This is a genomic window from Streptomyces sp. NPDC091281 (assembly GCF_044757425.1).
Taxonomy (GTDB): domain Bacteria; phylum Actinomycetota; class Actinomycetes; order Streptomycetales; family Streptomycetaceae; genus Streptomyces.
In genome coordinates this window covers 1-2,623 of record NZ_JBIVUY010000028.1, presented here as the reverse complement: position 1 = coordinate 2,623, position 2,623 = coordinate 1, and the positions used below count along the sequence as shown (strand labels likewise).

General features: G+C 70.7%; 2 protein-coding genes. One reads left to right on the top strand and one right to left on the bottom strand.

Annotated elements, in window-relative coordinates; all coding sequences use genetic code 11:
* Nucleotides 1-91 precede the first annotated feature (91 nt).
* Complete coding sequence (locus ACIQPQ_RS37540; RefSeq protein WP_401313437.1) at nt 92-1,039, bottom strand: RDD family protein; 948 nt, start codon at nt 1,037-1,039, stop codon at nt 92-94.
* 126 nt (nt 1,040-1,165) lie between these two features.
* Between ACIQPQ_RS37540 and ACIQPQ_RS37535 the strand changes: the two genes are divergently transcribed.
* Nucleotides 1,166-2,170 (top strand): stage II sporulation protein M, encoded by a 1,005-nt coding sequence (locus ACIQPQ_RS37535; protein WP_401313434.1) that lies wholly within the window; start codon nt 1,166-1,168, stop codon nt 2,168-2,170.
* Nucleotides 2,171-2,623: the final 453 nt, after the last annotated feature.

Sequence of the window (2,623 nt, the reverse complement as noted above, 5' to 3'; positions counted from 1 at the left end):
CCGCTACGACAAACGCCCCGACCGCTACCTCGCCGCCATCACCCTCGCCAGCACCCTCATCTGGCTCGACACATGATCGACAAGACACGCCCTAGACGGGCGGCACGAACCCGGTCACCGATCCCGTGCCCGAAGGCCCGTCCTCGGCCCTGACGGGCACGCCCGGCTCGACAGGCTCACCAGCCGCCACGGACCCGGCGGGCGCAACAGGCCCGACCGGACCGCCAGACTGCTCCACGGCCGCCACAGACCCGCCGACGGCACCCGCCCCGACACCCCCGACACCCCTGCCGTCTCCGAACGCCCGCCGGGCCTCCCGCACCTGCCGCTCCTGCAACACCGCCGCCAGATACGCCGCGGGCGGCACCCCCGGCGGCACCCCGACCCCCGTACTCGCGGCCAGATCACCGGCCAACCGCTCCGCCATCGCCCAGCTCACCCCCGGATCGAGCTGCCGCATCCGCGCCAGGTACTGCCGGACCGCCAGCCACAGCCCGTCCGGCACCCCCGACAGATCGAGCCCCGCGAACCGCCCGGCCAGCCAGGGCGGAGGCGGCGGTACGGCATCCGCCCGCGCCGCGGGCACCCGCTCCCGCACCACGAGCGTCCCCGCGAACACATCCCCGAGCCGCCGCCCGCGCGCCGACACGAGCGACGCGACAACGGCCACCACTCCCGCCGTCAGCAGGATCTCCACCACCCCCACCGCACCCCGCACCAGCGCGTGCCGGAACCGGATCGGCCCCCCGTCGTCCCGCACCACCCGCAACCCGCACGCCGCCTTCCCGAGCGACCGCCCCCGGGTCAGCGTCTCCACCGCGATCGGCACTCCCACCAGCACCAGCAGGAACGTCGCGATCGACACCGCGACCAGCGCCGCGTCGTCCAACGAGGCCGTCACCGCCGCCAGCCCCACACTCACCCCCACATAGGCGGCCACCACGACGGACAGGTCCAGCAGCGTGGCCAGCCCCCTGCTGGGCAGCCGCGCGGGCCGCAGCTCCAGCGCCACCGCCTCACCCGTCACCAGCTCACTCACGCCCGCCGCCCTTCCCTCACCTGCCCCGACCAGCGCCAGTCTGCCAAGCTGAGGGCGCATCCCGCCGCAGTACGACAAGCTGACCCCCACCGGCCGCCGACGCACAGCCGAGGAGCAGACCCCCCGATGGACCTCGACGTCTTCGTCGCCGCCCACCGAGCCGAGTGGGACCGTCTCGACGCCCTCCTGCGCCGCCGCGACCTCACCGGCGCCGAAGCCGACGAACTCGTCACCCTCTACCAGCGCACGGCCACCCACCTGTCCCTCATCCGGTCCAGCGCCCCCGACCCGCTGCTCACCGGCCGGCTCAGCCAGCTCGTCGCACGCGCGCGCAGCACGGTCACGGGAACCCGGCGTGCCTCCTGGCGCGACGTGACCCGCTTCCTGACCCACGGATTCCCGGCCGCGGTCTACCGCGCGCGCCACTGGTGGATTCCCACCGCGCTCGTGTCCACGGCGGTCGCGGCCCTCCTCGGCTGGTGGATCGGCACCCACCCGGACGTCCAGTCCTCGATCGCCGCCCCCGCAGAACTGCGCGAACTGACCCGCCCCGGCGGCCAGTACGAGGCGTACTACTCCAGCCACCCGGCCGCGTCCTTCGCCGCCCAGGTCTGGACGAACAACGCCCAGGCCGCCGCGATGTGCCTGGTCCTCGGCGTCTTCCTGGGCCTCCCGGTCCTCTGGATCCTCTTCCAGAACATGCTCAACCTCGGCATCGGCGTCGGCCTGATGTCGTCGGCCGGCCGCCTCGACACGTTCCTCGGCCTGGTCCTCCCGCACGGCCTCCTGGAACTGACCGCCGTCTTCGTCGCCGCCGGTACGGGCCTGCGCCTCGGCTGGACCGTCATCGACCCCGGCCCCCGCACCCGCCGTACCGCGCTGGCGGAGGAGGGCCGATCCGCCCTCGGCATGGCCATGGGCCTCGCCCTGATCCTCTTCGTGTCGGGCGCCATCGAAGGCTTCGTCACCCCGTCCGGCCTCCCCACCTGGACCCGCATCACCATCGGCATCACCGCCGAACTGGCCTTCCTGGCCTACGTCTACGTCCTCGGCGGCAGGGCCGCCCGCGCGGGGGAGACCGGCGACCTGGACGCGGCCGAACGCAGCGCCACGGTGCCCACCGCAGCCTGATGTGCAACCACGCCTGCCGGACTGCTAGTCTCCTCTTCGCCCCGCAAACACCGTTGACACGGAGTATGCGGGGAGGTAGATTCGAACAGTTGCCTAGAACTGGTCAGAGACCGGTCGGCGACAGGTTAGTATCTATAAGCCTCCTGGAAATCGACTTCTCGATTCCGAAGAGGCACCCCCCGATCAATCGGAAAGAAACAGCCGGTCAAACCGGCCCAGAACTTCTGATAAAGTCGGAACCGCCGGAAAGGAAAACCGCGAGAACGAAGCGGGAAACCTGGAAAGCACCGAGGAAATCGGATCGGAAAAGGATCTGATAGAGTCGGAAACGCAAGACCGAAGGGAAAATGCCCGGAGAAAAGCCTGAGCCGGTTGGCTGGGGTGAGTACGAAGGAAGCGTCCGTTCCTTGAGAACTCAACAGCGTGCCAAAAGTCAACGCCAGATATGTTGAT